The organism is Pseudomonas sp. HMWF032 (genome assembly GCF_003060885.1).
Classification (GTDB): domain Bacteria; phylum Pseudomonadota; class Gammaproteobacteria; order Pseudomonadales; family Pseudomonadaceae; genus Aquipseudomonas.
Genome location: NZ_QAIG01000013.1, coordinates 370,658 through 394,150 on the forward strand (window position 1 = coordinate 370,658; position 23,493 = coordinate 394,150).

Below are 23,493 nucleotides of genomic sequence, written 5' to 3' on the forward strand. Positions count from 1 at the left end.
AATAAACTGCTAAGGCACTACATGACAGCTCCGCGCACCCACAATTAAATACGTTTAAATCACCCCTCAAGACATTGATTAGACTGCACTACGCAATACATTCAGTTGCTGCTGCATTCGGATTTTCTTAGCCCGATTATCAGCCCTACGGGCAGCCACAAAATAATCCAGTAAACACTCGGCCGATGAAATATTGCATGAACGTCCGAGACCATGGCGACCATTCCCAGAACTAGCATGGCAAGAGCAACTCTGGCCTCAAGACGTTCTCTGAGTTTCCAGGCCTTTTGGAACAGGCTTAACAACATGGCTATAAATAAAACGATAGCCAGCACACCATACTCATACCACAGTTGCAGATACAGGCTGTGCGCATGAAAGACGGTGTCACCCCATGGGTAGCGGAAAACCATATCGGTGCCAGCGCCGTTACCGAGCAGCCAGAATTCGGGGAGACGCTGGAGCCAACCCAACCAAATCAGGCCACGTTGACTGGTTCCAAGGCGCCACTCGTTGTGAACTTCCGGCCAAAATAACGCCAGCATGCCAACCAACGATGTAAAGCCGACGATCAGTAATAACTTAGCGCGTGGCCTAGGTGACAGAATAAGAAGTGTCAGGTATGCCGCAAGAGCGGAGAACCAAGCCCCTCGCGAGAAAGTTAACAATACATAGATGAGTATGCCGGCCAGGCCGAGCAAGGTGAGTACAAGATATGAAGTGCGCGCCTGATACTCCACTAACAGCCCGAGCAGCATGATGCCAAAAAAACCATAGTACAAGCCTGCCGGAATGGGATGAGAAAAATCGGCGAAGCCTTGCCAGCCCAACTCAAAAAGACGTCCTGTGTACCTCACAGTTTCGTAATCCAGAGGTTTCCCCAAGACCATAAACTGATAGTAAATAGTCATCCACGCAAAACCGGCCGCTAAAAATGCTGCAGCCAACAAGGGCATATAAAGACGCCTTGAGTGCAATAAATAGGTGACGGAAAAAACATATAACACTATGAATAAACAGATCTTCGCCCAATAGCCCGCCGGATGTTCTGCATCTGTTGCAAGCGCCCCCCTCAATAGAACCCAAATAACCAGAGCAAGGAATATAAGTGCACACGGCTGTTTCCAAAGCGCTAGCGACAGCTGCTCATTTATGAACAACACCAGAGCAGGTATGAAGAGCAGCAAATGCACCTGGGTGGCCTGTTGGCTGCCATCGTTATTGAATAAGAACCCACCGAGCTGTACGAAAAGACCAATACTTAACAGCACACACGCAATCGCTGATATTTTTTCTCGGTGTACCCCTGAAAGGGCGGGGAAAACATGTCTCATGTCTATTGATAGTCTTTATTAATTTTATATATATATAAATATTCATGCGCACCGTACGCGATACAGGTAACGCTATTTATTAATCAAGTTTTGGCTGCGCGCGTGCAACAGCAAAAGCATATAAAAAAAATTGGTTTTTATGTAGCGCCAGAATAAGCGTTGAGGTTCTTGATAAAGGCGAAAACACCATTCCATGCCCAGTTTCTGCATCCAGTAAGGTGCCCGCTTCAGCTCGCCCGAAATAACATCAAACGAGCCACCCACGCCCATGCCTATCTTGACACCGAGCTGTGGCCAGTACTGTTGCAGCAGCAGTTCCTTCTTCGGTGAACTCATCCCGACAAATAACAGGTCAGCACCACTGGCGCGGATATCTTCAACCACAGCGGCTTCCTCTTCAGCCCTGAAATAGCCGTCACGGACGCCGACAATACGTAAACCCGGATACTGGCTGACCAAGCGCTGAGCTGCTGACCCAACAACGCCTGTTCGAGCGCCCAACAGATAGACCGAGGCATTCGTTTTTACAGCCAGAGCACAGAGCTTGTGCATCAGGTCAATCCCTGCACAGCGCGGTGGTGCCGGGATGTCGAGCCATTTGAGGCCAATGGCAATCCCAGCACCATCAATATGAATACGCTCGGCTTCATGCAGGGCGCGCATTAGAAAAGGTGTCGCGCGTGCATCTATCAGCTTGGCAACATTCAGGCCTTCCAGACGGATTCGGACGCCACCGTTCAAGGCTCGCGTCGCGTCTTCAATGAGTGCCTGTTCTGCGAGCAGATCCAGGGGGCAGCCCAGAAAGTCGATACGCGTATTAGAGGGCGTCTGGTTCATGTCAGGGTACGAGAGCAAGAGTGGGTCTGGAGGTATTGCGCAATGCCGCACCGCTCAATAGCCAGAAGGCAGCAGTGCCAGATACCGAGAGCACATGCTCAGAACTGACAAGCGTGGTGGCGATGCCGAGTGACAACCAGAAAGCAGCCAGCGACAAAGGGTCACCATGGCGACGGTAGTTGTGCCACAGAGCATGGGAAACATTGGCGTAAAACCACAGGAATATCAGCGCGGCGGGCACGCCAAGTTGATAGGCGATGCTGAAAATGGCGCCCTCACCGCCACCAATCAGCACTTGGCTATTCTGAGCGGCCACTGCGCCCTGTTGTCCGATCCCTGCACCAATCACCATGACCTGGGGCAGGTCAATAATATTTTTTTGGAGCGCAAACCAGTGTCCGATTGTTGAACCGTCGAGAAAATTGACACTGGTGTAGACGATTTTCTTGGCCGCTACAGCGATGGCGATACAGGCACCGACAGCCATGACTATGCGAGCTAAAGGTGAATGAAACAGCGATGTGCCCGTTGCCAGGTAACCAATCAGCGCCAGACTGGCCGCCAACATGGCGCCCCGTGTACCGGACATCCAGATGCCAACAAACAGCAGGGCGCACAGTAGGAGTCCCATGAAGCGCGCTCGCCGCTCCAGCCAGGCCACAGATATCATCGCGGCAACCGCGAGGAACATACCCTGCGCCAGTGGCGAAGCTAACAGGCCGGCCGCGCGGCGCTCCCTTTCGACACCCCCATAGAAATTCCAGGGTAGTCCGCTCTCCGGGTTGGCCCCCAACAGCACGCCTTTCACGTTCAGTATGTAGCGTGGAAAGTGGATGGTATCGATCCAGAAGCGGGTGTGGCGCAGCTCCCATGCTCCGAAGAGCATGCTGGCGAGTCCCAGCAACACCAACAACGCGGCGAGCCTGCGCAGTTGCGCCGGCTGTAACACGCAATAGAACCCTGTCAGGAACAGCAGCACTGGAATCATCAGCGTGCCGTACGAGCCGATCAGAATGCCAAGCGGGGTCTGACCTCTGTTTATCAGCAGGTAAACCAGGGCCAGGCTGCTGTATATCAATATCGGCAACAAGAGACGCAACGGCATGCGCACGCTGATCAAACAACACCCTGCCATCAGAACGATCACGGCGTCACGCACATAACGCAGCAGGCCGGCTGCTGGCGATGCACCACCGTCGTACAGCCAGGCGGTGGCCAAGTCACCCAGGTGAATCCACAGGACCAGTACTGCGAGTAGGGCGAACCTCATTGCCGTGCAGCCTGCTTCAAGCGCGCGCGATACTGTCGCCAGCGCTGTAACTCGCCCACCAGGCCAGCACCGAGAAGCTGCAGGGCAAGCCTCTTCAGGATCGCCTTGAGACGATCTTTCCAGCCCCACGCCACTCGGCCGATCCATTCATCAATGGCCGCCACAGAAGCGGCCTGTGCCGGCTGTATAGGCTGCGGTACGCGTTGTGCTGGCCGTTGCGCTTCCAGCCATAGCGTGCCCGGCAAGCTGCTGAGTGGGTTGACACCACAATGGATCACCGAGAAGCCGGCAGCTTCGGCAAGGCGCCGGAGAGAGTCTGCACAGAAATACGTCAGGTGTGCAGGGTGCACAAACAAGCGCGTATGCCAGTCACTCATCAGATCCGGCACTTCGATCCACACATATCCACCGGGGCGTAATCGCTGCGCAGCGTCCTCCAGAAACCCGCGCGGGTCGATCAGATGTTCCAGTACATGAAAGGCCACAACGGCGTCTTGGCTGGCCGGCATCAGGTCACGGAGACTGCCGACAAAGTCCACGGTCGCGCCTTCCAACAGGGCTTCGCGTTGTGTCTTGTCTGGCTCGCTCGCGCTTAAATGCAGGTCGGGGCGTACGGCGGCGGCCTGGCCGAGAAATGCGCCAAACCCTGAGCCCATTTCAAATACATGAGCGCTTTGATGCAACTTGGGGGCGAGCAGCGACACACGCAGCTGGGCGGTCTCACGATCGCCGCGCCATGCAAAGAAACGCTCGGTGCTGTTCCAGGGGACCTCAGCAGGAAACAGACGCCGATATGCACCGGCATAAAAACGTGCAAGGCCGGCTTCGCTGAATCCGGGGCTCAGATACACGGCTGCACAATACCCGCAACGCCGCAGAGTCTGCTGCGAATGTGCATAGGGCTCAGGCCAGAAGTGCCGTTGAGCGTGCGTGCTGCCGCACATCCGGCACTGCCCGGTATCGGCTGCCAGGCCCCAGTCATGCCTGCGGTCAGCCATAAAACTTCCGGTACCAGAGCGCCACCGACAGCGCGAGCCACAGGGTGCTGTGCTGATTATCGGTCGCCAGGCGGCTGCGCAGTTTGTCGGTATTGAGAAATGCACGGAGTGCACTGGGCATATCGTTCAACAACTCCTGCCAGGGCAGTCGGCTGACGAGAAACTGCTCGGCATGGCCAAACCCGGTATTTTTGGGTGTGTCGGTGATTGACGCCGGTAACAGTCCTCTGAAAGCTGTGCGCAATAGTGTTTTCGAATGACGCTCACTGACACGCATCAAGGCTGGTGTACTGAGGGCGCGCTCGACCAGCCGATGATCCATGAAGGGACTGCGCAGCTCGACCCCAGCGCTCATGCTATTACGGTCAGCAATGCGCAGCACCATGGGCAGCAGGTTATTCAGCTGGTCCTGACGCAAGAGGTCTTCCAGGCTGCTGCGCATGCCATTCTGTATCGCCGCGAGGCGGTGCCGCTGTGAGTCCCAGAGATCATCGCTCATCAGGTCTGCACTGGGCCTGTGCCGACGCAGCAAGGTGCTCAGCGGCGCACGTGGTAGCTCCCATACCAGACGATTAAGCAGAAGCCCCGGAGGAAATGCCCGATGCCTGAGCATGTTCACCAACCCGACAAGGCGTCCCGACTTCAGAGCATCACGCGCGGCCACGGACAGGTAACGCGCGGGATAGCCACCAAACAGTTCATCCGCGCCTTCCCCGGAAAGCACCACTTTGTAACCCTGTTCGCGAATCGCCCTGTAGGTTCTGAAACTGGCCAATGCCGATGGGGTGGCGAAAGGCTCACCCTGTACCCCGACCAGCGCCATCAATTCATCGGCTGACGGGATAGGAGAATACCGCACGATACGGTGCAGGTCGGCATGGCCACTCGACTGCATCAGTGCTGCTGCGCGGGCGGTTTCATCAAACGGCGCTTGCTCTGCCTCGCAGTACCCATACGTGAAGGCGCCCGTGAGGGCTTGCCGAGGCTGCTGGCTGGCATTCAGGGCCACACGGGTGATGATGGCGCTGTCCAATCCGCCTGACAACAAACTGGCCACTGGCACATCCGCACGCAAACGCAGACGAATGGCATCTTCCAGCAGCGGCCGCAACTCAGCCGCAGACAGCGGTGCCATGCTGCCTGGCTCAGGCCATTGGTGATAAGGCCGGGCGCTGAAATGCCCGGTACGGCTCATGCGGCAAACCATGCCGGGCGGTATCGCGTGAATACCCTCGAAGAAGGTGGCCGTTCCCTGTTCGGAAAACCCGGTGACCAAGAAGTCGAAGAGCTTTTCAGGATTAGGCGCTGGATATCCGCCGCGCATAACCGCAATGGCACTGATCTCGCTAGCCAGCGTCGCCTCGCGGCCGTCGTGATGCAGGTACAGCGGCTTTACCCCGAGCCGATCACGGCAATACACCAGATCTCCGCTGGACGAATCCCACAGCACCACTGCCCACATGCCATTGCAGCGTGAGAAAACCGCCTCGCCCCAGATGCGCCAACCGTGCAGCAGTACTTCTGTATCGCCATCTGTCACGAAGACGCAGCCAAGCTCACGCAACTCGTTACGCAGTTCAACAAAGTTATAAATAGCCCCGTTAAAAACCAATGTTGTGCCGGTCAGCGGGCAGCGCATGGGTTGTTGTGCGGCACGACTGGTATCAAGAATGGCCAGGCGACAATGGCCGAGCACGGTCAAAGGTGCCTGCTCGACCTGATGCAGCGCTTCTGCATCAGGGCCGCGCCGCGCCAATGTATTCAGTGCATGCTGGGCGCGTCGTTGCAGGTTGTCTGATACGCCAAAGGCGCGTACTGCAATCAGGCCGCACATGTCGGTTGCTCAAGCGTGTTCATGAATGTGCCACTCAACGAGGCGTTATGAGGTAACAGGGCGGCAGTCTATAAAGCCCGCCAAGCAGCGGCAGCGCCAGTACGGCTGCCGTCAGCAAATACCAGGAGGTCGTACCGGCGGCGCAGGCGATCAGTGACACCATCAGTGCTATTGCGCCGCCCTGACTGAGCCGAAGCTTGATAACACAGAGCAGGGCAGCCATCGCCAGGAACCCTCCAAGCACACGTGCCCATAACAGGTAAGCGCCCTCTCCCGTGCAACTCACGGCGACCTGCAGCACTGCGCTGACTGCCAGCGTGACCAGAAATGGTCTCATAAACTGTCGTTCCAAACGGGCGCTGATCAATAACAACACGAGAAAGCCGCTAGCCGCTGAAAGGCTCCAGATCAATACAACGATGGCTGACAGCCCCAACCAGTAGCGATACTCCGGGGCCGGAACGACGTCTTGAAGCAGCAACCCGACGACCAACACAGCGGCTGTTGCCCAGGTCAGCACAGAAGCGCTCGACACAATTTTAAGACGGCCTTGCTGACTCTCTGCTTCAGCGAGAAGTAGGCGCCCGAGCTGTGCTTGTATGCCCGCCAATCCGCTGATGACGTGGTTGAGCAACAAATAGAATGGCAAATAGCTGGGTGCCAATGGCGCCAGCAGGAAGGCAGTCAGACGATCATGCAGTGTTCCGCAAACTGCCATGGTTGAGAGGTGCATGGCAGCGGTTATATTGCCTACGCCCCGCATTGGCAGCCACAGGATGGCCTGCCGGCTGTAGAGAACATTTATGAGCGCCTGCAGCAGATAGCCAAGACTGACCGCTAGCCCCGCAGTGATTGCCACATCCAGCGACAACGTACGGTGCAACAACCACCAGCAGAGCAACGCGGCAGGCCAGGCAATCTGTCCCAGCAGCAGCCCCACCAGACGCTGCCCTCCCGCAATTGTCGGAGATGAGAAATTGAACAAGGCAAACAGGCAGGCGGGCGCCGCACTTAATAGATAGCTTTGGCTGCTGCCTTTGCTCGCCAAGAGCAACCAGCCGCCGATACCCAGCACCAGCAACAAGAGTGTGGCGATCAGTTTATGGCCCAGGCCGCAACGCCAGAGTCGCGGCCATTCGGGAGCCTGCCTGGGCTCACGCAGGAAGAGCGAGGCGTAACCCAGATCAGCGACAAATATCAGTGTCATCAGCAGCAGATGAGCCAGCCCCACGACGCCGTACTCCGCCGTACCGAGCAGTCTGAGCAGAAACAACTGGAACACCAGATTGGCTAATTGCCCTACGCCGTAAGTCGATGCCGCCAGGAGCAACGATTGGCTGATCCGTGTTGACGGCCAGCTGTCACTGACGCGCTCGGGAACACCTGGATTCACTGCACGCGATCCGGAAAAACCACACGCTGCAGGGCTTCGCTGAATGGATAACGCGGCTGCCATCCGAGCAGTTCACGCGCCCGGCCAGGGTTGCCCAACTGGCTGGGGCGGTCGACGCGCCGCTTGCGTGCCTGATCGACTGCTACGTTGACTTGCACCCCGACAAGCTGCCCAAGCTGTTGCACCAACTGCTCGACGGAGTGTTCAACGCCTGAGCAGAGGTTGATGGCGTCAAATGCTACATCGGTACGGCTGTCGTGCAGCATGGCAATCAAGCCACGGGCAATATCGTCGGCATGCAGGTAATCACGCCTGGGGGTCAGATTCCCCAGGTGGATGCAACCATCCGAGGACTGACGAAGCTGTTTGAGCACGTCCGGGATCAGGTGTGCATTGGGGTCGTCGTGAGCAACTGTATTGAAGATCCGGGCTGCGCGACCCATACGCTGGCCACGGCTACTCCAGAATTGCAATTGCTGTTCGTTGCAGTACTTGGACAGCGAATAGTTGTCGGCCGGAGCCAGAGGGCTAGAGTGCTCGGTCAATGGACCGTCCTGCCACGCATAGACGGCACCGCTCGAGGCGATCACGACTCGCTGGACATCAGCCTCTTCAGCAGCCTTGAGCACACGTTCGGTACCCAGCACATTGACGTCAAGGCAGTATGCGCGCTGGTTCTCGCAGGTGGGAATGTGATGCACCGCCGCCAGATGCAGGATGGCATCGGGGCGAAATGCAGCGAGAACCTCAGCGAGCAGTGCCTCATCACCTATATCGCCAGGCACCGCCAACGTAGCCTCGGGCATAGGCAAGCCACTGGACAGATTATCCAGCACGGCGACGTGCCCCCCGGCCTGACGCCATTGTTGCGTGACTCGACGGCCTATCATGCCTGCGCCACCGGTCACCAATAAGCGCATCATGTCGCCACCTCCACAATCAGCCAACGCCGCAGTCTGTGCGGCAGCCAGGGCAGCACAGGGCGGTCTTTTCGCAGCAGAACGTGGATCGCAAGCAGTACTGAAAGACCGATCAGCGTGACGGCGAAACTCGCCAGCCCGACAATCAGCGGATTGCGCGCAGCAACAGGCGAAGCGGAAACCGCTGAACGCGTCTTGAGACCAATCGCCTGATGCCGGGAGACAATATGGTTGAGTTTCAAGTCCACCCTTTCCAGGGCTTCTCGCACGGCTGCAGACGGTGGTGTCTGAACGCTGAGCAGTTGCTCGCGGTTCTTGCTGAGCTGATCAAGAAGATCGCTACCGGCTGAGGCATGGCGAATCGCCCAGTCCATATCGGCCATCAGTTGAGCAATCGCGTCCAAGCGGTCGAGCTCATGGCGGCTCAAACGTGCCTTGGCCTGCAATTCGGAAACCGTTGTTTCCAGAGCTACGATTTGCGGTAAAGGAGACAGGTATTTGCCGCCGCCATCGCTGACCGAAAACAGCGTAACCGTTTCAAGCGAACGCAACTGAGGATAGCGCTCCAGTACAGCTTGCATGTCGGCAATGCGTCTGTGGTTCTGTTCAATCTCAAAATCGGCTTTCAGGATATCCAGATTGAGCTGCGGGCGTTCAGTCAACTCCGCTTGGCTTTTGCGCGTTAGATCGATCAAGCTGTTTGCCAAGAACGCGCCACGCACATGCTTCGTCAATGCATCCAGTGTCGTGCTGGCTTGCTCTTCACTGCTCACGCGCAAGGTAAACTCCAGGCCCAGACCACCGCTCTTCTGGAATTGTTCGGCCGGAATATCCCTCACATCATCTCGATTGAGCGCCGCACGATAGTGAAGCGCACCGCGCCAGTATTCCGGTTTGAGTGCGCGCTGGTGCAAGTGCCCAGTGCTATCGCCAGCCGCTGCATCGGGGTTGCTGAATGACCGAGCCACCCAGCGTTGATCCCACAAAAACGGTTGCACCTGGCGCAACTCTTCCAGGGTGATCTCCGGGACCTCAAGCAGGGCCGTGACGGTATACAGCGGTCGATTGGCCACCCAGCTGGCGGCACTTAGGCCAGCCAAGAGCGCGGCAATAAACAGCAGCCGGCCATAGCGTTGATAAAACGTCAGTAAGCGAAGCAGCAACTCACCCAGAAAGACTTCGTCAGCGGGCCTGGAGGAGGTGGGTGTGGGCGTGTGCATGATTTGACCTGATTAACCCACCCCCTGCTGATTGCCGGTAGGCAACTCGGGGGCGGTAAAAGCAGGTGAATGTGCCATAGCGACCAGTACGGTGCAAAGCTCAATACCCGTGCAATTGCCGCAGGCCGGGTACCACGCGCTGTCAGTGATGTTTGCCGTGCATGCCCTGCGCCCGTAAAAACGCCAGAAACGCTTCGCGTGAGCTGTAGCGTGGGCTAAAGCCGAAGTTCTGTTTCAGCCGGCGATTGCTCAACACCGGGCGGTAGCGCAGAAAATCCACCTGCTCCGGGCCGTATGGGCTGAGGCCCAGGGGTTTGAGCACGTGCAACGCGCTGCGGATCAGCCAGGCCGGCAGGGCACGGTAGGGTTTGCCCAGCAGCTCGGCGATTTCCTTGAGTGACAGCGCGCCATCACCGGCCAGGTTGAAGATACCAGCGCTCTGCTGGCGCAGGCCGCGGCAGATGATGTCCAGCACATCCTGATCCCAGATAAACACGAAGCGGCTGTCGCTGCCGCGGATACCCAACACCGCCGACTTTTTGAACAGCTCGGTGATCTGGTTGTTGACCTGTTTGCCGAGAATGGTGCCGGGGCGCAGCACCAGCTGCTTGAGTTGCGGATGCTGCACACGAGCCTCGGCCAGCAGCACCTCCACTTCACGTTTGTGCTTGGCGTAGGCGAACTGCGCATGGCCGCGCAGCGGCTGGTCTTCATCCAGCCACTCGGCATTCTGCGGGTCATAGCCATAGGCGGCACCGGAGCTGGTAACGATCAACTGTTCGACGCCATGGGCCGCAGCCGCCTGGATCAACGATTGGGTGCCGCCGACATCGATGGCATGCAGCTGTTCTTCGCTCATGCCTGGCGGCGGCGTGACCACCGAGGCCAGGTGAACAATCGCCTGTGGCTGCCAGGTCGCCATGCAATCCTCCACGGCGGCCGGCTGACTGATATCGAGCAGCACCGGTTCGATATTCAGCTTCATCCCGGCGCGGTTCTGCGGGCGGATATCAGCGGCAATCAGCAGCCACTGAGGGTGCTGAATAGCCAACTGGTTAAGCAGCTGCTGGCCGATATAACCGGCTGCACCTGTGATCAAGACGCGCATGTACCTCTCCATAACGCAGCGCGGACGCTACATTTTCACCGACTGTGTTTACCCATTGCAGGCTATCCAGCGGGTTGCGCGGAGGCAGTGGCAAGGCTGGCCAAACAGCGTGGCGAAAGGCGACAGATGCGGGTGCCCTGGCCAGCTGGGCGCGCTATGCTCTGCGCCCCGCCATTCCCCAGACATGCCGACATGAGCCACGCCGAACAGAATCTGCGTATCGACTACCTTGAATTCGCCGCCGTCGACCTGCCGGCGCTCAAGCAGTTTTACCAACAAGTCTTCGGTTGGCACTTTACCGACTACGGCCCGCACTACAGCAGCTTTACCGATGGACGCATAACGGGTGGTTTCACCACCGATGTGGCCGTCGGCGACGGGCCGCTGGTGGTGATCTACGCCACAGACCTGCAGGCTGTGTGCACCCAGGTGGCAGCGGCAGGCGGGCAGATCACCCAGGCGATCTTCAGTTTTCCCGGCGGGCGGCGTTTCGAGTTTCGCGATCCCAGTGGCAATCGCCTGGCCGTGTGGTCGGAGTAAGCGGACGTCCCATGCAAGCCGTGAAACAACAGGTGTTCAAACTGATCGCCCTGATTCAGCGCAATCCGGGGATGGTGGCGATCTTTGGCTTTGCCTCGGGGTTGGCGAGCTTTCTGCTGGTCGAGCGCCAGGCCGAGCTGGCGCGGGTGCTGGCGCTGGTGATGCTGGTCAGCTGGTTGTGGCTGATTCTGGAAAACATCCTGCGTGAGCGCATCGCCCAATGGTTCGGCTTTGAGCTGCCGCCGCCGCTGCTGCGCTATGCCACGCAGATGATCCATCAGGAAAGCCTGTTCTTCGTTCTGCCGTTCTTCTTTATCACCACCACCTGGAACAGTGGCCAACTGCTGTTCAGCGGCCTGCTGGCCAGCGCGGCGCTGATTTCGATCATTGATCCGCTGTACTACAAGTGGCTGGCCCCCAAGCGCTGGCTGTTTCTCGCCTATCACACCCTGGCGCTGTTCGCCGTGCTGCTCACGGCGCTGCCGATCATCTTCAAGCTGACCACCCCGCAGAGCTATCAGCTGGCGTTGGCGGCGGCGGTGTTGCTGTCGTTTCCCTCGCTGTTCGCGATCATCACCGTGCGTCGTTGGTGGCGTGGCCTGCTGTTGGTGGGTATGACCCTGGCCATTGGTGCAACTGGCTGGCTGGCGCGTACCTGGGTGCCGCCGGCCACCCTGTGGCTGACCGAGGTGGCGGTGACCAGTGAATTCGATAACCAGAACCGCGCGCCTGGCGACAGCATCAAGGAGCTGAGCGTGGCGCAACTGCGCAGCCAGGGCCTGTTCGCCTACACCGCGATCAGTGCACCGCGTGGGCTGAATGAGCGGATTTATCACGTCTGGCGCCGCGATGGTGACGAAGTCGAACGCATCGCCCTGGATATCCACGGCGGGCGCAAGAAAGGCTACCGCGCCTGGACCCACAAGAAGAACTTCCCCGCCGACGCCGTAGGCCGCTGGCAGGTGCAGGTGCTGACCGAAGCCGGGCAGATGATTGGGGTGCTGCGGTTTAAGGTGGTGGAGTAGCAGGTAGGTGGCATTGAGGAGCACAGCGACGAAGCCCAACACCGCGTCAACGTCCTGTTGGGCTTCGCTGCGCTCAACGCCAACCTAGGGTTTATTGCGCCGCAGATCGTTGCCGAACGCTTAGCCGAAGAACCAGTAGCAGACGAAGATAGCCGCCACCACCCCCGCCAACTCGGCCAGCAGCGCACAGCCCACCGCATGGCGCACACGCTGGATGCCCACCGCACCGAAGTACACCGCCAGCACGTAGAAGGTGGTTTCCGTACTGCCCTGAATGGTCGCGGCGACCAGCGCGGGGAAGCTGTCGACGCCGTGGGTCTGCATGGTTTCGATCAGCATGGCGCGCGCCGCGCTGCCGGAGAACGGTTTGACCAACGCGGTGGGCAGCGCCTCGACAAAGCGCGTGTCCCAGCCCAGCGCCTCAATCAGCCAGCGAATGCCATCCAAACCGAACTCCAGCGCACCGGAGGCACGCAGCACACCAATCGCGCAGAGCATCGCCACCAGATAGGGCAGCAGGCTCTTGGCCACGTCGAAGCCTTCTTTCGCGCCTTCGACGAATTCCTCGTACACCGCCACCTTTTTCAAGGCGCCGAGCAGCAGAAACAGCAGGACGATACCGAACAGGGTGAGGTTGCCGGTCAGCGATGACAGGGCCGCCAGCGCCGTAGCGGATAGGGTCGCCAGCATGGCCATAAAGCTGCCGAGCAGCAGCGCGCCCGGGATCAAATAGGCCAGCACCACCGGGTCCCACAGGCGCAGGCGCTGCATCAGCGCCACCGACAGCAAACCGACCAGGGTCGAGGCACTGGTGGCCAGCAGGATCGGCAGAAACACCAGGGTCGGGTCCGGCGCACCCTGCTGGGCGCGGTACATAAAGATGGTCACCGGCAGCAGGGTCAGTGACGAGGCGTTGAGCACCAGAAACAGGATCTGCGCATTGCTCGCCGTGGTGCTGCTGGGGTTGAGCGTTTGCAGGGAACGCATGGCTTTCAGGCCAATCGGCGTGGCGGCGTTGTCCAGGCCCAGGCCATTGGCGGCGAAGTTCATGGTGATCAGGCCGAGGGCCGGATGGCCGCGCGGCACTTCCGGCATCAACCGCGCAAACAGCGGGCCGAGCATCCGCGCCAGGGCATCGACCAGGCCGGCTTTCTCGGCAATGCGCAGCAGACCGAGCCAGAGGGTCAGGGTGCCGAATAGCAGCACCATGACTTCAACTGACAGCTTGGCCATGGCAAACAGGCTTTCAACCATGGCGGCAAACACCGCGGGATCGTCGCCGACCAACCAGCGTGACAGGCCGGCCAGCGCCGCCACCACGAAAAACCCCAGCCACAGCCAATTGAGCATGCCGTCTCTCTCCCAGATCAATGGGCGGGATGATAGCGCGGCTTATAGAAGGAAGGTGGAGAGCGTCTCTTCGCTGCCCTCACGCAAAGCATGGGGTCAGCAAGATATGTTGAGGATATGTGGGAGGGGCTTTAGCCGCGACCGGTCTAAAGGCCTCGCGGCTAAAGCCCCTCCCACGACACACCATTCGTGCGCGGCACTAGTACCAATTGGGGTCGTTATTCAGTTGCTCTTGCAGCAACTGTTGAATGGCGTCGTCCGGATCGCCGAGCCAGCGCAGGGTGGCGTGCTGGCTGGGTGCCTTGTCCGTCGGCAGGCCGTCGGGCAGTTGCACATAGAGTGCATAGGCGTCGTCCTTGTCCCAGCTGAAGGCCACGTAGAGGCGCTGGTTGAAACAGTTGTTCGCTTCACACAGCTGACCGACCAGGTACTGGTCGCCGTCGTCATCCAGACCCTGCATGGGGCTGGCGATGCCGCTCAGGTTCATCACCCAGTCCGGCAGACGGCTTTCGTCTTGCACCAGTTCCTGCCAGGTCTCTTGATACGCCGAGTCACTGGCGAGCAGTTCATTGAGGCGGAATTGGCCATCGGTGTCTGCGGCCAATGCCGCCACACTACCGCCCAGTAACAGGGCGGCAAGCAGCGTCTTGATGGTCATGGCGGCTTCTCTATACACGTGGGCGACGGCCCATGATGAAGGACACGATAAACATCACCAGGAACACCACGAACAGAATCTTCGCGATACCCGTGGCGGTGCCGGCGATACCCCCGAAGCCCAGGACTGCAGCGATGATGGCAATAATCAGAAAGGTAATGGCCCAACTCAGCATGGCGATACTCCTTGCCTACTCAGGGATGCGCCGCGGCGCGGTAAGACCCGGTGTGGCGCAAACCACACCGGGCCGGGCTTACTGCATGGACTGCTTCAGGGTGCGCATACGGTCATGGTTGGCGCGCACGTTCGGCATTTCTGCGCTCAGCAGGGCCTGTAGATCAGGCTCGGCGCTTTCCAGAGCATCCTCGAAGGCATGCAGGATGCGGTCTTCGGCTTCTTCCAGCTGTGCCACGTCGGTGGCTTCGGTGTCACTGACCAGGGTCGCCTTGGTGTCGGCGTAAACTTGACGCAGCTTGCCGACGAAGGTGCCGCCGCTGGCGGGCTTGTCCTGGTTGGCAGCCACGTTCACCGACAGCGCGCGAATCAGCTCGCGCTTGCTCTGCGACATGTCGCGGAACAGCACCTGCAGGCGCACATCCTTCACCTCGTCATGGGCGTGCTGGTAGAAGCGCTGGCCGTCACGGGTGATTTCGATCAGTTCGTTGAGTGGCTCGCTGGTATTACTCATGGTGGATCTCCTGGAAGTTGTAACGGCACCCCGATAACAGGGCCGCCTCAGACAACAGGCCGCGACCCGCATGGCCACGGCTCGGATGGCTCTAGCTGGCGATGCGCAAGGCATCGGCGTCGACACCGCGAACGCCACGGATGTTGCGCGCGGTTTCAATTGCCAGTTGCTTCTCGGCGTTGCTCAGCACGCTGCCGCTGAGGCTGACCATGCCCTTCTGGGTATCGACTGAAATATCCAGACCGTCGAGGTTGCGGCTGTAGATAAAGCTGGATTTCACCTTGCTGGTGATCCACGCATCGCTGATCGCCACCGCGGTTTCATCAGCGGCGCTCTGCGCCTTGGCAGCGTTACTTTTGCTCGCACTGACGCTGAGCTGGTTGCTCACTTCACGCACGCCATCGGTGTTGGCGGCCAAACGACCGGCAAGTTCCTTGGCCTCGGCGGTCTGCGCACTACCGGTCAGGCTGACTTTGCCGTTGAGTGCATTGACGTTGATGTCCAGACCTTCGGTGTTGCTGTTCCACAGCAGCTTGGATTTCACCGTGGCCACCAGGGTCGCGTCGTCAAAACGCTGCGACAGGTTCGGCGCGGCGCTGGCCTTTGCCGCAAAGGCCGGGTCGAGGGTCAGCTGATTGTCGACCTTCTTCACCCCTTCGATACCCAGGGCAATCTGCTCGGCCAGGTCGCGCTCAACATCGGTTTCCACCTTGCCGGTCAGCTTGGCGCTGCCGTTCTCCACGTCCACATCGAGGGTGAAGGGGTTGAGGTGGCGGTTAAGGGCAAACGCGGTCCAGATTGAACCTTCCTGGCGCGCCTCACTCAGCTCGCGGCTGGCATCGCCCTCGGCAGCATAGGCCGCGCAAGGAGCCAGGCCGATCAGGCCGGCGGTCGCAGTGGCCAGGACCAGCGCTTTCAATTGATGCATGGCAGTTCCTCCAATGGATAACGATCAAGCAGACGGCCGTTTGTCGCCGTCGTTATTGATAGATCGCAAGCCCCATGCCAGCCTCTAAAAACAATATTAAGACTTAAATATCAATTACTTAATAACACTCTCCGAACATGCCATACGTGCAGCTTGCATGATCGCCGCAGAACAGCCGTGCAACTTGCATGACGTGCTGCGGACTAACCCTGTACACGCAATGACTGTGTGCGGGATAAGAAGGAGATGGCCATGCACACAAGCACGGAAGAACACAGCCTGGGGCGCATTCTGCTGGTGGATGACGAGACGGCCATCCTGCGCACCTTCCGCTATTGCCTGGAAGATCAGGGTTATCAGGTGAGCACCGCGAGCAGCGCGGCCCAGGCCGATGCCCTATTGCTGCGCCAGGTCTTCGATCTGTGCTTTCTCGACCTGCGCCTGGGCGCGGACGATGGCCTGGAGGTACTGGCGCAAATGCGCCTGCAGGTGCCCTGGATGCGCGTGGTGATCGTCACCGCGCACACGGCAGTGGACACCGCCGTGGATGCCATTCAAGCCGGTGCTGCAGATTACTTGGTCAAACCCTGCAGTCCAGAGCAGCTGCGCCTGGCCGCCGCCAAACAGCTGGAAGCCCGCCAACGGGTCGAGCGCCTGGAACGCCTCGAAGGTTACATACGCAAGCCCGGCGATGGTCTCGACTCACAGAGCCCGGCGCTGATGGCGGTGCTGCAGACGGCCAAGCAGGTGGCCGATACCGATGCCAATATTCTGATCCTGGGTGAATCCGGCACCGGCAAGGGCGAGCTGGCACAGGCCATTCATCGCTGGAGCAAACGCGCGAAGAAGTCCTGCATCACCATCAATTGCCCGTCACTCAGTGCCGAACTGATGGAAAGCGAACTGTTCGGGCATAACCGCGGGGCTTTTACCGGCGCCAGCGAAAGCACCCTGGGCCGGGTCAACCAGGCCGATGGCGGCAGCCTGTTTCTCGACGAGATCGGCGACTTCCCACTGGCCCTGCAACCGAAGCTGCTGCGCTTTATTCAGGACAAGCAGTACGAACGCATCGGCGACCCGGTGACCCGCCAAGCCGATGTGCGGATTCTCGCGGCGACCAACCTCAATCTCGATGAAAGGGTGCAACAAGGGCGCTTTCGCGAAGACCTGCTGTATCGTCTCAACGTCATCACCCTGACCCTGCCGCCGCTGCGCGAACGGCGCGAGGACATCCTCGACCTGGCCGAGCGCTTTCTCGCACGCTTTGTCGTCGAGTACGCACGCCCTGCGCGTAACTTCAGTGAGGAGGCGCGCGAAACGCTGCTCAGCTACGCCTGGCCGGGCAATATCCGCGAACTGCGCAACGTGATCGAACGCGCCAGCATCATCTGCACAGAAGAGCGGGTGCAGGTCAGCCACCTCGGGCTCAACGCCCCAACCAGCCACGGTGTACCGCAGATCGGTGATCAGCTGAGCCTGGAAGCCCTGGAAAAAGCCCATATCAGCGCGGTCATGGCCAACAGCGGAAGCCTTGACCAGGCCGCGAAAACCCTCGGCATCGACGCCTCAACTCTGTACCGCAAGCGCAAGCAGCTCAGCCTGTGAAGCTGCGCAGCCGGCTGTTTATCAGCAGCAGCGCGCTGCTTACCGTCGCCATCGTCGGGCTGCTGCTGGGGATGTTCAGCGTGCTGCAGCTGACCCAGGTGCAGAGCCAGGCGATGACCCGCAATCTGCAAATCATCGATGCCAGCCTCGGCCTGCGTCAGGAGTTGGGTAAGCAGATGATTCTGCTACTCGCGGCGGACCTCGACCGCGAGGCCCTGAAAGCGTCCGATCAGCAGTTCAAACTCTGGCTGCAACGGGCCACAGAGAGCGCCACCGCTGACAGCGACCGTCAGGCGATTGGCGAGATCGCGCACGCCTACGCCAGCTTCGATGACTTGCTGGCCAAACCGCTGACCGTACGCCGCGAGCTGCTCAGTAATGACAGCTTCGGCCGCGCCATCGAGGCCCTGCGTGATCGCATCAACGCGGTGCAAACGCGTTATGTCGACGCCGCCGCGCTCGAAGAAACCCGCGCGCGGGAACGCGCCTGGCTGATCGCTGGCCTGCTCGGACTGATCTGCATGGCCGTGTTGGTGATCGGCTTTGTCACCGCACACAGCATCGCCCAGCGCTTCGGCCGGCCCATCGAGGCATTGGCGCGGGCCGCCGATCAGATCGGCCAGGGCGACTTTCAGGTCACCCTGCCGCTGACCCCGGTGGCGGAAATGTCCGCCCTGAGCCAGCGCTTCGGCCTGATGGCCGAGGCCCTACGCGAGTTCAAGAGCAGCGATGTGGCCGCCCTACAGGCCGAGCAACAGCGCCTGCAAGCGGTGCTCGACAGCATCGACGACGGCCTGCTGATCTTCGATTACGCAGGCCGGGTCGAGCACGTCAACCCGGTGGCCCTGCGCCAGTTAAGCTGGGGTGCCGAGCAGCTCGGGCAGACCCTCGACGTGGCCCTGAATCGCGCCGATCTGGCCGAGCAGCTGCACAAGGTGCTGCAGGGCGAAAGCCTGGATGAGGTACTGGACGATGTGCAGACCGAGGTCGATGGCGAGCAACGTGTACTGGCCTACAGCCTGTCTGGTGTTCATCACAGCGAAGGGCGCTTTATGGGCGCGGTGATGGTGCTGCGCGATGTCACCGAGCAGCGCGCCTTCGAGCGGGTGCGCCGCGAATTCGTGCTGCGCGCCTCGCATGAGCTGCGTACGCCGGTGACCGGCATGCTGATGGCGTTCGGCCTGCTGCAGGAGCGCCTGCAGTTTGCCGCAGAATCCCGTGAAGCCGACCTGCTCAATACCGTGGATGAGGAAATGCACCGCCTGCTGCGCCTGATCAACGACCTGCTGAGTTTCTCGCGCTACCAGAATGGCCTGCAGACCCTGGAGCTTTCTACCTGTGCCTTAGGCACGCTGCTACATCAGACCCAGCAACGCTTCACCACCCAGGCCGCCGAGCTGCAGATCAGCCTGGCCTGCGAAGTGCACGGCGATCTGCCGGACGTGCAGATCGACCCGCTACAGATCGAGCGGGTGCTCGACAACCTGATCGGCAATGCCCTGCGCCACAGCCACCCCGGCGGGCAGATCCGTCTGCAGGCACGACAGCAGGACGAACGGGTGGTGCTCAGCGTGGAAGACAACGGCGAGGGTATTCCCTATCGCCAGCAGGCGCGGATCTTCGAACCCTTCGTGCAGGTCAGCCGCAAGAAAGGCGGCGCCGGCCTCGGCCTGGCGCTGTGCAAGGAAATCGTCCAGCTGCATGGCGGACAGATCGGCGTGCATTCACGCGCCGGTCAAGGGGCGCAGTTCTACGTGGCACTGCCGGTTTAAATTGGCACCAACCACCGTCATAGCAGCGAATTCTTGCCTATGGAACTTCTCGCGGGTTGCAGAATCTCTAGCTGCGCCTTTAACCGAGCAGAGCAGTCAGGCATGTCTCTTTCACTCGCAGCACTTGGCCTAAACTCGCAACATCCCGCCCCCAACCCTCGTCTGCGCGTACTCAGATTGCTGGCGCTGACCTGCCTCAGCAGTCTGTTGCTTATGGCTGACGATTTCATCCAGCAATTGTTCACATCCGCCAACCAGGCTGAACTGGAATTGCGGTTTGTGGTGGTGGTCTGGTTGTTCAGTCTGTCTCTATGGCTAGTGGCTATGCCCGGCCTGGTAACTGCTCTCTTGGTGGTGCTATGCACCATGCAACTTATCCAGCTCAGTCATATCTCGTTTTTCGGCGAGCCATTGACCGGCCCTGACATTGTCAGCCTGTTCAATGACTTCGCCGAAGTGCGGGAAACCGGCTGGCACAGCTTTGCCGATCACTGGCATGTTCTGCCAAGTGTGCTGCTGCCTTACGCTTTGCTGATTTTCCTGCACCGCTGGGTTCCGTCGCAGATTGATTTACCGCGCAGTCGCTGGGCCCTGCTGATTATCGTTCTAGTGCTGGGGGCCAAACCTTATCGTGCCACCTACCGGGATCTCAGTTCATTCATGCCCGGACCTACGCGCAGTGGTCTGCATAACAGTTTCAATGCATTCGCTTTTTATGCTGTACGTTTGGCATTTCGTCCCGTAGACGCGCTACCACAGGCACCCTTTCAGCCCTACCAAGTACAGCGTCAGCCAAGCACGGCGCAACATGTCTGGCTGGTAGTCGCAGACTCTCTGCGCACCGATCGCCTTGGTGTTCTGGGCTATCCTCGCAATACCACGCCAAACCTGAGTCGCATGGCTTCGGCTAACCAGCTGTTGGCCAAGCCGGGCATTGCTGCCGGTGTTTCCACTGCCGTTAGCCTGCCCAATCTGCTCAATCTGATTCGAGAGCCTGGGCAGACCGAACTATTGAGCACGCAACCGCACAACTTGTTTTCCCTTGCGCGCCAGGAGGGTTTTCGCACCCATTGGCTTTCAGCTCAGGAGTCGAAACTGCTCAGCCATCTGGGCAGTCGCCATTTGGATGTCTCGATTACCCGCGAGGACCACCCACTGCTTTTCCTCAAGCGACACGACCATGCCTTGATTGATATTTTGAAAGAACAACAGTGGGCGATGCGCAATTTCGTTGTTCTCAACCTGCGAACAGCTCACCTGCCTTACGAAGAAAACTACGCCAAACACAGTGAGCCATTGCCCCTGTGGCCAGCGGATTCTGAGCTCCCGCGCGAACAACGTCAGGCGAATGCTTATGACAACGCAGTGGGTTATCTGGACGATGTGTTAGCCGAAATAATTGAACAATTCGATCAGCTTGAAGGCGAACGCTACTTGATAATTACCGGCGATCACGGCCAGTTACTGGGCGAAGACGGACGCTGGGGGCATAACGATTTACTGCCACAAGTGGTTGAAGTTCCCGTGCTGGTAGTGGCGCGTGATGCACCGGCGCAGCACCTGCAGGTGCTGAAAGAGGAAGACTGGATCAGTCACTACGAAGCTGGAGTTTGGCTTGCCCAACGGCTTGGTTGGCAAATCAGCAATCCGAATCAGACCCGCGGCGAACACTTCGTCCAGGGAAAACAGCTGTTTGGCGACAACATGATCAAACGTGTCGTGGAAACGCCAGAAGGCCTGCAATATGACGCACCAAGACTGTTAAGTCGTTGGCTCAAGGATCTTGGGCCAACGGGCAGAGCACGCGCAGCAGGTGAATAAAAGGCCTTGCAGAGCCGCCAATAGTGCCCAATCTGTCCATTTGATGCAGGTTGTCGTTTGCTGCGTGCAAGCCGACACTGGGCGCTCCATTCACGAGGAGCGCCGCCATGCCCAGCATCAACCCCAGCCGTGAACAACTGGCCGCATTTACCGCCAAGGTGGCGGATGACACACCGCTGCTGATGCTCAATCTGCTGCGTTTTCAGGCCCAGGCCAGCTATGCCAGCGGCAGCAGCCATGCGCCGTGCAGCGGCCGCGAAGCCTATGCACGCTACAGTCAAACGGCGCTGCGCAAAGTCCGTGGCGTGGGCGGTGAGGTGCAGGTCATGGCCGCCGCGCAGGCTGCCCTGATTGCCCCGGCCGATGAACGGTGGGATGAGTTGCTGTTAGTGCGCTATCCCTCCAAGGCGGCCTTTCTCAGCATGCTGGCCGACCCCGAGTACCGCGCGGCGACCGAACACCGTACCGCCGCCCTGGCCGACTCACGCCTGATCGCCACCACGCCACGTTAATGACGCGGTGGCCAGCCCGGCTAGTGCCCTGAGGCTTCCTTGATCAGCGGCACTTCCTTGCCCTCGGCATCGAACAGCTTGCCGCCCTTGAAGTAATCGCCATCGTTGAGTGCGGCAATGTCCTGATAACGCAGGGTGCGCTCGTGGCCAGCCACGAATACCGATTGCTGATCCGAGTTACCAGCCTTGAAGTGGTTGAAGGCCAGGTTGAGCAGAATCGCCATGATCGCCGCCGAGCTGATGCCCGAATGGAAAATGGTTTCAAACCAGGCCGGGAAGTGGTGATAGAAGGTCGGCGCAGCAATCGGGATCATGCCGAAACCGATCGAAGTGGCGACGATGATCAGGTTCATGTTGTTGCGGTAATCGACCTTGGACAGGGTACGAATCCCGCTGGCCGCCACGGTGCCGAACAGCACCACACCCGCACCACCGAGCACCGCCGTGGGCACGGCGGCGACCAGACGGCCCATCACCGGCAGCAGGCCGAGGGTCACCAGAATCAAGCCGGCCGAGGCCACCACATAGCGACTTTTCACCCCGGTCACGGCCACCAGACCGACGTTCTGGGCAAAGGCACTCTGAGTGAAGGAGCCGAAGATCGGCGCAAACACGCTGGAAATCATGTCCGCACGCAGGCCATTGCCCAGACGTTTGGAGTCGACCTTGGTTTCGATGATGTCACCGACCGCGAGGATGTCCGCCGAGGTTTCCACCAGGGTGACGATGATCACGATCAGCATCGAAATGATGGCCGCGACCTGGAAGGTCGGCATGCCGAAGTGGAACGGGCTGGGCATCGCCACCAGCGGCCCCTCCGCAACCTTGGAGAAATCTGCCATGCCCAGGGTCACGGCCACCAGGGTGCCGATGACCATGGCCAGCAGAATCGACAGGCGCGAAATGCTCGAACTGCCGAGCTTACTCAACAGCAAGACGGTCGCCAGGGTGAGTGCGGCCAGGCCGATATTGGCCATGCTGCCAAAGTCTTCCGCCTGACTGTTACCGCCCATGGCCCAACGTGCCGCCACCGGCATCAGTGTCAGACCGATGGTGGTAATCACAATGCCATTGACCAGCGGCGGGAAGAACTTGGTGATGCGCGAGAACACCGGGGTGATCAATAAGCCAATCAGCGAGGCGGCGATTACTGCGCCGAACACGGCCGGCAGACCGCCTGCGCCGTCACTGCCGAGGATCGCAATCATGGTTGCTACACCGGCAAAGGACACACCCTGTACCAGTGGCAACTGCGAGCCGAAAAAGGGCAGACCAAGCGTTTGCAGCAATGTCGCCAGGCCGCCGGCAAACAGTGAGGCGGCGATGAGCAGGCCGATGTCCGCCGGTGACAAGCCGGCCGCCTGGCCAACGATCAAGGGCACCGCAACGATGCCGCCATACATGGTCAGCACATGCTGCAAGCCATAGGCGAGGTTGGCACCGATACCAAGGTTTTCGTCTTCCGGGCGCTGCGCGGACGACGGCGTAACAGGTGAAATCGTCATGCTGAGTTACTCGCTGTTGTTATTGTCCAGCTAATGTAGACAAACACAAAACCTCTTGGCTACATCTTTGTATACATTTATAAACAAAAGAGCATCCACAGAACGATTTTCGAATGCGCAGTCTATAAATGATCGTGTAGACATAAAACCGCCGATACAGACGCTGTATCGGCGG

The 23,493-nt window shown here is 59.4% G+C and carries 21 protein-coding genes; 6 read left to right on the forward strand and 15 right to left on the reverse strand.

Annotated features, from left to right (window positions below):
- Window positions 1–101: 101 nt before the first annotated feature.
- The 9 genes from DBR00_RS19435 to DBR00_RS19475 form a co-directional block, all read right to left on the reverse strand.
- Window positions 102–1,271, reverse strand: a complete 1,170-nt coding sequence (locus tag DBR00_RS19435; RefSeq protein WP_256583084.1) for an O-antigen ligase — start codon at window positions 1,269–1,271, stop codon at window positions 102–104.
- A 135-nt stretch (window positions 1,272–1,406) separates the two neighbouring features.
- Window positions 1,407–2,171 carry a WecB/TagA/CpsF family glycosyltransferase gene (locus tag DBR00_RS19440; RefSeq protein WP_108487252.1) on the reverse strand — a complete coding sequence of 255 codons (765 nt, stop codon included), beginning with the start codon at window positions 2,169–2,171 and terminating at the stop codon, window positions 1,407–1,409.
- Between the two features lies 1 nt (window position 2,172).
- Window positions 2,173–3,441 carry a hypothetical protein gene (locus DBR00_RS19445; RefSeq protein ID WP_108487253.1) on the reverse strand — a complete coding sequence of 423 codons (1,269 nt, stop codon included), beginning with the start codon at window positions 3,439–3,441 and terminating at the stop codon, window positions 2,173–2,175.
- Window positions 3,438–4,292 (reverse strand): class I SAM-dependent methyltransferase, encoded by an 855-nt coding sequence (locus DBR00_RS19450; protein WP_256583085.1) that lies wholly within the window; start codon window positions 4,290–4,292, stop codon window positions 3,438–3,440. The genes DBR00_RS19445 and DBR00_RS19450 overlap by 4 nt, the downstream gene beginning before the upstream one ends.
- 139 nt (window positions 4,293–4,431) lie before the next feature.
- Window positions 4,432–6,273 carry an asparagine synthase (glutamine-hydrolyzing) gene (asnB, locus tag DBR00_RS19455; protein WP_108487255.1) on the reverse strand — a complete coding sequence of 614 codons (1,842 nt, stop codon included), beginning with the start codon at window positions 6,271–6,273 and terminating at the stop codon, window positions 4,432–4,434.
- A gap of 34 nt (window positions 6,274–6,307) precedes the next feature.
- Window positions 6,308–7,666: a hypothetical protein gene (locus DBR00_RS19460; RefSeq protein ID WP_146180715.1), complete on the reverse strand. Its 1,359-nt coding sequence runs from the start codon at window positions 7,664–7,666 to the stop codon at window positions 6,308–6,310.
- Window positions 7,663–8,589 carry an NAD(P)-dependent oxidoreductase gene (locus DBR00_RS19465; protein WP_108487257.1) on the reverse strand — a complete coding sequence of 309 codons (927 nt, stop codon included), beginning with the start codon at window positions 8,587–8,589 and terminating at the stop codon, window positions 7,663–7,665. The genes DBR00_RS19460 and DBR00_RS19465 overlap by 4 nt, the downstream gene beginning before the upstream one ends.
- Complete coding sequence (locus DBR00_RS19470) at window positions 8,586–9,659, reverse strand: hypothetical protein (RefSeq protein WP_146180716.1); 1,074 nt, start codon at window positions 9,657–9,659, stop codon at window positions 8,586–8,588. Before DBR00_RS19470 ends, DBR00_RS19465 begins: the two co-directional genes overlap by 4 nt.
- A gap of 289 nt (window positions 9,660–9,948) precedes the next feature.
- Window positions 9,949–10,914, reverse strand: a complete 966-nt coding sequence (locus DBR00_RS19475) for an SDR family oxidoreductase (protein WP_108487259.1) — start codon at window positions 10,912–10,914, stop codon at window positions 9,949–9,951.
- A gap of 192 nt (window positions 10,915–11,106) precedes the next feature.
- On the opposite strand from DBR00_RS19475, the gene DBR00_RS19480 reads away from it, so the two are divergent.
- Together DBR00_RS19480 and DBR00_RS19485 are read left to right on the forward strand one after the other, a co-directional pair.
- Window positions 11,107–11,454 (forward strand): VOC family protein, encoded by a 348-nt coding sequence (locus DBR00_RS19480; RefSeq protein WP_108538102.1) that lies wholly within the window; start codon window positions 11,107–11,109, stop codon window positions 11,452–11,454.
- 11 nt (window positions 11,455–11,465) lie between these two features.
- Window positions 11,466–12,479, forward strand: coding sequence for a DUF5924 family protein (locus DBR00_RS19485; protein ID WP_108487194.1), 1,014 nt, complete (start codon window positions 11,466–11,468; stop codon window positions 12,477–12,479).
- A gap of 120 nt (window positions 12,480–12,599) precedes the next feature.
- On the opposite strand, the gene DBR00_RS19490 is transcribed toward DBR00_RS19485, so the two are convergent.
- The 5 genes from DBR00_RS19490 to DBR00_RS19510 all read right to left on the reverse strand — a co-directional run bounded on the left by DBR00_RS19490 (window position 12,600) and on the right by DBR00_RS19510 (window position 16,103).
- Window positions 12,600–13,829: a nucleoside recognition domain-containing protein gene (locus tag DBR00_RS19490; RefSeq protein WP_108487193.1), complete on the reverse strand. Its 1,230-nt coding sequence runs from the start codon at window positions 13,827–13,829 to the stop codon at window positions 12,600–12,602.
- 199 nt (window positions 13,830–14,028) lie between these two features.
- Window positions 14,029–14,487, reverse strand: a complete 459-nt coding sequence (locus tag DBR00_RS19495; RefSeq protein WP_108487192.1) for an inhibitor of vertebrate lysozyme family protein — start codon at window positions 14,485–14,487, stop codon at window positions 14,029–14,031.
- A 10-nt stretch (window positions 14,488–14,497) separates the two neighbouring features.
- Entirely contained in the window at window positions 14,498–14,662 is a 165-nt protein-coding gene (locus DBR00_RS19500; RefSeq protein WP_108487191.1) for a DUF1328 domain-containing protein, read from the reverse strand.
- Between the two features lie 78 nt (window positions 14,663–14,740).
- Window positions 14,741–15,175: a PA2169 family four-helix-bundle protein gene (locus DBR00_RS19505; protein WP_108487190.1), complete on the reverse strand. Its 435-nt coding sequence runs from the start codon at window positions 15,173–15,175 to the stop codon at window positions 14,741–14,743.
- A 91-nt stretch (window positions 15,176–15,266) separates the two neighbouring features.
- Window positions 15,267–16,103, reverse strand: coding sequence for a BON domain-containing protein (locus DBR00_RS19510; protein WP_108487189.1), 837 nt, complete (start codon window positions 16,101–16,103; stop codon window positions 15,267–15,269).
- Window positions 16,104–16,355: 252 nt separating this feature from the next.
- Here DBR00_RS19510 and algB point away from each other — a divergent pair, with 252 nt between their 5' ends.
- The 4 genes from algB to DBR00_RS19530 all read left to right on the forward strand — a co-directional run bounded on the left by algB (window position 16,356) and on the right by DBR00_RS19530 (window position 21,813).
- Window positions 16,356–17,708 (forward strand): sigma-54-dependent response regulator transcription factor AlgB, encoded by a 1,353-nt coding sequence (gene algB / locus DBR00_RS19515; RefSeq protein WP_108487188.1) that lies wholly within the window; start codon window positions 16,356–16,358, stop codon window positions 17,706–17,708.
- The gene (locus DBR00_RS19520; protein WP_108487187.1) at window positions 17,705–19,480 is read left to right on the forward strand and encodes a KinB sensor domain-containing domain; all 1,776 of its coding nucleotides are present in this window, start codon (window positions 17,705–17,707) and stop codon (window positions 19,478–19,480) included. Before algB ends, DBR00_RS19520 begins: the two co-directional genes overlap by 4 nt.
- Window positions 19,481–19,519: 39 nt before the next feature.
- Entirely contained in the window at window positions 19,520–21,301 is a 1,782-nt protein-coding gene (locus DBR00_RS19525; protein WP_256583086.1) for a sulfatase-like hydrolase/transferase, read from the forward strand.
- A gap of 107 nt (window positions 21,302–21,408) precedes the next feature.
- Window positions 21,409–21,813 carry a DUF1330 domain-containing protein gene (locus DBR00_RS19530; protein ID WP_108487795.1) on the forward strand — a complete coding sequence of 135 codons (405 nt, stop codon included), beginning with the start codon at window positions 21,409–21,411 and terminating at the stop codon, window positions 21,811–21,813.
- Between the two features lie 20 nt (window positions 21,814–21,833).
- Here the strand turns inward: DBR00_RS19530 and DBR00_RS19535 are convergent, their stop codons facing one another.
- Window positions 21,834–23,318, reverse strand: coding sequence for a nucleobase:cation symporter-2 family protein (locus DBR00_RS19535; RefSeq protein ID WP_108487794.1), 1,485 nt, complete (start codon window positions 23,316–23,318; stop codon window positions 21,834–21,836).
- Window positions 23,319–23,493 lie beyond the last annotated feature (175 nt).